Source organism: Streptomyces sp. NPDC007162 (assembly GCF_040634175.1).
Lineage (GTDB): Bacteria > Actinomycetota > Actinomycetes > Streptomycetales > Streptomycetaceae > Streptomyces.
Map to the genome: position 1 here is coordinate 1 of NZ_JBEYFC010000514.1, position 6,256 is coordinate 6,256.

7 protein-coding genes are annotated in these 6,256 nt (G+C 72.8%); 5 read left to right on the forward strand and 2 right to left on the reverse strand.

Features of this window, described 5'->3' with window-relative positions; all coding sequences use genetic code 11:
- Positions 1 to 613 (forward strand): tetratricopeptide repeat protein (locus ABZ646_RS37720; protein WP_360529550.1); only part of this gene is annotated, 613 nt, incomplete at its 5' end.
- A 74-nt stretch (positions 614 to 687) separates the two neighbouring features.
- Here ABZ646_RS37720 and ABZ646_RS37725 read toward each other — a convergent pair.
- Positions 688 to 1,011, reverse strand: a complete 324-nt coding sequence (locus ABZ646_RS37725) for a hypothetical protein (RefSeq protein ID WP_360529553.1) — start codon at positions 1,009 to 1,011, stop codon at positions 688 to 690.
- 219 nt (positions 1,012 to 1,230) lie between these two features.
- Entirely contained in the window at positions 1,231 to 2,424 is a 1,194-nt protein-coding gene (locus ABZ646_RS37730) for a hypothetical protein (RefSeq protein WP_360529556.1), read from the reverse strand.
- Positions 2,425 to 2,956: 532 nt separating this feature from the next.
- Here ABZ646_RS37730 and epsC point away from each other — a divergent pair.
- The 4 genes from epsC to ABZ646_RS37750 all read left to right on the forward strand — a co-directional run bounded on the left by epsC (position 2,957) and on the right by ABZ646_RS37750 (position 6,110).
- Complete coding sequence (gene epsC / locus ABZ646_RS37735) at positions 2,957 to 3,526, forward strand: serine O-acetyltransferase EpsC (RefSeq protein ID WP_207921862.1); 570 nt, start codon at positions 2,957 to 2,959, stop codon at positions 3,524 to 3,526.
- A gap of 96 nt (positions 3,527 to 3,622) precedes the next feature.
- Positions 3,623 to 4,600, forward strand: coding sequence for a cysteine synthase family protein (locus tag ABZ646_RS37740; protein WP_360529559.1), 978 nt, complete (start codon positions 3,623 to 3,625; stop codon positions 4,598 to 4,600).
- On the forward strand, positions 4,597 to 5,064 hold the full coding sequence (locus ABZ646_RS37745) for a cupin domain-containing protein (RefSeq protein WP_360529562.1): 468 nt from the start codon (positions 4,597 to 4,599) through the stop codon (positions 5,062 to 5,064). The genes ABZ646_RS37740 and ABZ646_RS37745 overlap by 4 nt, the downstream gene beginning before the upstream one ends.
- Before the next feature lie 80 nt (positions 5,065 to 5,144).
- On the forward strand, positions 5,145 to 6,110 hold the full coding sequence (locus ABZ646_RS37750) for a DMT family transporter (protein WP_360529565.1): 966 nt from the start codon (positions 5,145 to 5,147) through the stop codon (positions 6,108 to 6,110).
- Positions 6,111 to 6,256 lie beyond the last annotated feature (146 nt).

The following is a 6,256-nucleotide window of genomic DNA, read 5'->3' on the forward strand; positions in this document are numbered from 1 at the left end:
GGAGTCCCTGTCCAACATCAGCGGCGTCCACATGGAGCGCGGTGACTTCCAGGAGGCGGTGCGTACGGCCACCCGTTCCGTCCACCTGGCCCGCAAGATCGGGGCGCTGGAGAAGGAACTGGTCGGCCTCGGCGACCTCGCACAGGCCCAGTTGGCGATGGGGGACGTCGAGGCGGCGGCCCGCACGCTGGCCACTGCCCGCGAGCGTACGCCCGGTGTCATGGCGCCGGCCGAACGTGCGCTGCTGCTCATCCTCTCCGCGGAGGCGGAGGGCCGGCTCGGGCACCGGCAACAGGTGCTGCACTGGGTGGAGGAGGCGCTCGCCACCAAGGGACTCGAGGACGCGCCGGTGCGGGAGGCCACCGTGTGGAACACCGCGGGGCGCTTCTTCCACCGCTGCGGTGATCACCAGCGGGCGGTGCAGCTGCACCGGCAGGCACACGCGTCCGCCGCCCGGCTCGGCCACCGGGTGGAGGAGGCCTACGCGCTGGACGGCCTCGCCCAAGCGCTGGCGGCCCTCGGGCACACGGCAGAGGCAGCCGACCGGGCGGACGCCGCGCACGAGGCGTTCCGCGCCATGGGAATCCCCGGCCGGATTCACCGGGGGGACTGAACGCCGGGAGCACGACATGCCGGTGCCCGCCGTTCGTCGCGGCGGGCACCGGCTCAGGACGCTCTGCGGCTCGCTCAGACGGCGATGACGTTGGGTCCTTCGTCGCCGTTGGTGCCGGCCGTGATGACGTTGGGTCCTTCGTCGCCGTTGGTGCCGGCCGTGATGACGTTGGGTCCCTCGTCGCCGTCCGTGCCCGCCGTCGCCGCGTTCGGGTTCCCGGTGTGGGCGGGCTTCGTGGCGACGGTTCGGGCGATCGAGACGCTGGGGACGAGGTTCGGGCCCTCGTCCGAGGCGGGGCGCGTGACCGACGTGCCGACGGCGACACCGAAGCCGAGAGCCACGGTGATCGCCGCGGTGGCGAAGAAGCTCGCCGAGGTCGCGAATCCCTTGCTGGTCATGATGCCCGCCTTCTGTCGTCTCGGTGTGCGGTGCTGACAGAAAGAAAGGTCGCGGCCTCCGCTCCCGGCGCATTCCGCATCCGTTACCGGGCCGTCGGTCCCGGAAGGGAAGGACTCAGGAACGGACCGGGCGTGTACCGGCCACCCCCGTCGACACCGACGGGAACCGCCCGCCGGCCCTCCTCGGGCTGTGCGGGCGGTCCATGGGGACGGACGCGGTCAGGCCTGGTCGGGACGCCGGCTCACCTCCGCCCGCAACAGCCTCCCCACCTCCGCGACGACCCCCGCGGCCTCCTGCGGCGAATCCGCGGTCAGCATCACGTAACCCTCCCCGCCGTGACCGTCGCCGGGAATGTCGTCCCCCGACTCGTACGGGAAGTACACCCGGTGCACACCCGGGAACTCGGACACCGCCTCCAGTCCCGACACCGACAACAACCGCCCCGCCGGCAGCCGGTACGACGCCACCGCCGCGTACCGGTCGGCCGTCGGCACGCCCACCGGTTTGCCGGCGAGCGCCTGCACCAGCTCCTCGTCGGCCCGGAAGCCCGTGGCGACCTCGATCAGGGAGGCCAGCGGCTCGTCCGGGTACGCGGCCCGCGAGCGGACCACCCGCGGTCCGTCGGGCGTCAGCACGACCACCGTGTACGCGTACCCGAACTCGTACCCGGCGAGATCGAGCAGTTCGGTCACGATCGCGCGCGCCTCCGCCTCGTCCCGCTCCGGCAGGGGCGCCGGGAACAGGTGGCAGCCGGCCTGCCAGGCACCGTGCAGTGCCACCACGCCCACCACACGGTGCATCCCGTCCACGGTGAGCGTCACCACGCCGTACTCCGGACCTTGCAGATACCGCTCCACCAGGTAGGCACGCTCACCCGCCGCCTTCAGTGGCAATCCGCCCTCCTCGGCACCGTACGGCAGCGACCGAACGGTGACCGGCCCGCCGATCTCCTCGACCGCGGCGGGCAGTTCCTGGGCGGAGCGGGCCCGCGCGGCCGGGACGTAGGAGTGCCGACTGCCGTTGAGCAGCGCCCGCATGGCGGCCGGCTCACTCAGCAGGCGGGCCGCGTCCGCAGGGTTCGGCGTCACCCGCAGGCGGGCCGCGGTCCCCGCCACCGCGGGCAGTTCCGCAGTGCCGGCGCAGGCCAGCAGCCGTTGGGTGCCGTGGACGCGGACCGACAGCTCGATCGCCTCGGCCAGTGCGGCCCCGTCGGTGAGGTCGACAACGTCCACGGGCACTCCGGGCGGGATGCGGTCGTCCGGCGCCGCAGGTGCGTCGGAGACGATCCGTACGACGAAGCCCGCGCCGACGGCGGCACGTACGAGGGCGGGTGACGGGCCGATCAGCAGCAGCCGCTGCGGAGTGCCGTCCACGGGACAAGGCTCGTTCTCTTGGTCGGCCGTCGCGCTCATGGCTGGGTCCTCGTTTCCTCGTCGGCAGCCGGGATCCGCCGGACGTCGTGCTCGCCCGCGTCCCGGACAACAACTGATGCTTCGTGCATGGGTATGCGCTCTCTCGACGGGTGGGGCGCCGAACCGGCCGTGCTGGCCGTGCCCCCGCTCGTCTCGGAGCGGAGGGGCGCTCGGGGGGAGTGTCCCTCCGACCGTTCCCGGATCGCTCCCCGGCCGCTCCCGGCACCGGCCACGTCGCGGCGGTCGCGGGCCGGCGGCCGGGGACCCGGCCGGGAAGAGAACGGGAACGGCAGCGGCGACGCTCTTCCACGATCCCCGGACCCCGCGGCGACCACCGGTCTCCCGCTCCCTGCCCTGGGACAGGGGTCCCGGCCCCGCCCGCGACCGCCCTGCGAAGACTGGAGACTCCGTGAGCGTCACCTCGAAGGAGCCCGCATCCGTCCTTCCGTTCCGGCGGACCGGCTCGGACGCTGCCCGCGCCGTGCCGTCCGCCACCCCACCCGACACCACCCGTACCGGTCTGCTCCGTCTGATGCGCGAAGACCTGGGCGTCGTGGTCGAGCGGGACCCCTCCGTCCGCGGACGCCTGGAAGCGGCGCTGCACCCCGCGCTGACCGCGCTGTGGACCCACCGGGTGGCACACCGGCTGCACACCCGCGGACACCGGATGACGGCCCGTCTGCTGGCCCGCTGGGCGCGACGGCTGACCGCCGTCGAGATCCACCCCGGAGCGGTCCTCGGCCGCCGGGTCTTCATCGACCACGGTGCCGCGGTGGTGATCGGCGAAACCTGCGTCGTCGGTGACGACGTGACGATCTACCACCAGGTGACGCTGGGCGCGGTCGGCTGGTGGAGCGACAACGAGAGGCCGCCGGGTGCCCGCCGGCATCCGGTGGTGGGCCGTGACGTCGTGCTCGGCACCAACGCCACGGTGCTCGGCCCGGTGACCGTCGGCGACGGCGCGGTGATCGGCGCACAGGCGCTGGTCAACAAGGACGTGCCGGAGGGGACGCGGATGCTGGCCGCCACTGCCACCGGGCGTGCGCCGGGCCGCCCGGCCGAGGACGTCGTCGCGAGCATCGCCTCGGCCGGTTCCTGGTAGCCGCGCGCTCCGTTCCGTCTCCCCTCCAGTTCCCCGCCGGCTCCTCACCGCCGGACCCCGTCGGCCCGTCGCCCATATATGACGAGGAATCACATCATGCGCACCCTGACACCGCACACACCTCTGCCTGCCCTGGTCCTCCCGGCGGTCGCCGACGGCATCGACGACCTGGTGGGCGGCACCCCGCTGATCCGGCTCAGACTGGAAGGACTGGCACCGGGCGCCGAGGTACTGGCCAAGCTGGAGGCGGCCAACCCGATGTCCAGCAGCAAGGACCGGGCGGCGCTGTACATGCTCAGGGCCGCCGAGGCACGCGGCGACCTGGCGCCCGGGGGCACCATCGTCGAGGCCACCTCCGGCAACACCGGTATCTCGCTCGCCGCCCTGGCCGCCGCGCGCGGCTACCGCTGCGTCATCGTGCTCCCCGACAACGCGACCACCGAGCGGATCCGTCTGCTGTCGGCGTTGGGCGCTCAGGTGGTCCAGACCCCCGCCGAGCGGGGCTATCCGGGCGCGATCGAGAGGGCCGAGGAGATCCACGCGACCACCGAGGGCTCCTGGTTCCCCTGCCAGCACGAGAACGCGGACAACGTCGAGGCCCACTACGCCACGACCGGTCCCGAGATCACCGCCGCCCTCGCCTCGACCGGGCGCCGCGCCGACACCCTGGTCTGCGCGGTGGGCACCGGCGGAACCCTCACCGGTATCGGGCGTCACCTGCGGGAGCAGGACCCCGGCGTACGGATCGTCGCCGTCGAGCCGGAAGGATCCCCGCTGCTGTCGGCCGGACGGGCCGGACGCCACCGCATCCCCGGTCTCAACGGCGGTTTCGTCGCCCCGACCACCGACGTCTCCCTGATCGACGAGGCCATCGCCGTCAGCGACGCGGACGCCCTGCGCACCGCCCGTGAACTCGCCGCCGGCCAGGGCCTCTTCGTGGGTGTGTCCGCCGGTGCTGCAGTGCACGCGGCGCGCCTGGTGGCCGCCCGCCCCGAGTACCGCGACCGGTGTGTCGTGACCGTCCTGCCGGACACCGGCGAGCGCTACCTGAGCATGTGGGAAGACGGCTCATGACCCTCCTGGTGTCGACCCTGAAGCGGTTCGGCGACGCCGTCACGGTCCGGATCGGACCGACGACGACCACCAGGTACATCGCGCTCGCCGAGACCACCGACGGCCGCCTCGGCCTCTTCCACCACCACATGCTGCCGGGTGCCGCCGGAGCGGCCCCGCACTACCACACACGTATCTCGGAGTCCTTCTACGTCATCTCGGGAGAGGTCACCCTCCACGACGGCACGGGCTGGCACACCGCGCACGCCGGTGACTTCCTGCACGTTCCCGAACACGCCGTGCACGGCTTCCGCAACGACAGCGACGCGCCGGCCGAGATGCTGATCATCTTCACGCCCGCGGAGAACCGCGAGGCCTACTTCACGGGCCTGGCCGAACTCCTGGCCGACGGAAACGTCCCCACGCGGGCCGAGATGGTGGCGCTGATGGAGAAGTACGACCAGTTCGAGGTCGACGCCCCCTGACACCGCCGCGTACCCGAGTTCCCCACCCCCTCCGATTCCCCAGCCCCCCGACCCGTTCGGCAACCTACAGGAGTCATCGGATGCACCCCGTCAACTGGGCCCGCTTCGGGCTGCTCGCCGCTCTGTGGGGGTGCAGCTTCGCCTTCATCAAGGTGTCGCTGCACGCCTTCGCACCCCTCCAACTCGTCTTCGGGCGACTCCTGGTGGGCGCCCTCGTCGTCTCGGTGATCCTCGCCGTGACCAAGGGTTCCTTCCCCGACCGCAAGGTCTGGGGGCACATCGTCGTCGCCTCGGTCTTCGGCAACGTCGTACCGTTCACCCTCTTCGCCGTCGGCGAGCAGCACACCACCGCGAGTGTCGCCGGCGTCATCCAGGGCGCCACGCCCCTGGTCACCCTGGGGCTCGCCGCCGTGGCCATCCGCACGGAGAAGCCGACGGCCCGCAAAGTGACCGGTCTCGTGATCGGCTTCGTCGGGCTGATCGTCGTCGTCGGGCCCTGGCACACCCACGGGTTCGGTTCCGTCGGCGGCCAACTCGCCTGTGTCGGCGCGGCGGTCAGCTACGCGATCAGCTTCGTCTACGTCCGCCGCTTCATCGCCCCGCACAAGATCCCGGCGCTCTCCGTGACCGCGGGGCAGCTCACCTCCGCCATGGTCATCACCGGCCTGATCACCGCGTTCACCGTCGGCTGGGACCTGCCCGGCGACCTGACGGCGGGCCCGCTGCTCTCCCTCCTGGTCCTCGGCGGCGCCTCCACGGGCATCGCCTTCGCCCTGATGAACCGGCTCATCGCGGACGCCGGCCCCACCACGGCGTCCGGCGTCAACTACCTGGTCCCGGTGTTCTCCGTGATCGTCGGCGCGGCCGCCCTCGGCGAGAGCGTCACCTGGAACGTGCCGGTGGGCGGCGCGGTGGTCATCGCCGCGCTCGCGCTCGCGGAGGGCCGGCTGCCGCTGCCGTCGCGCCGCACCGCCGCGCCGGCGGCCAGGACGGTGCCGCCCGCGTCCGACCGGTCCCCGGCTGCGGCCGCCCGCGAGGCCTGCTGACAGCTCCTCCCGTCGGCCGGTCACGGCCTCCTCATGAACGCCGTACGGCGCGCCCCCCGGCACTCGGCCTGAAGGCCTGGAAGCCGAACGGCTTGGTGCCGGCGCACCGGATCGCGTCCCACACATCGACCCGCAACTCACGGCAC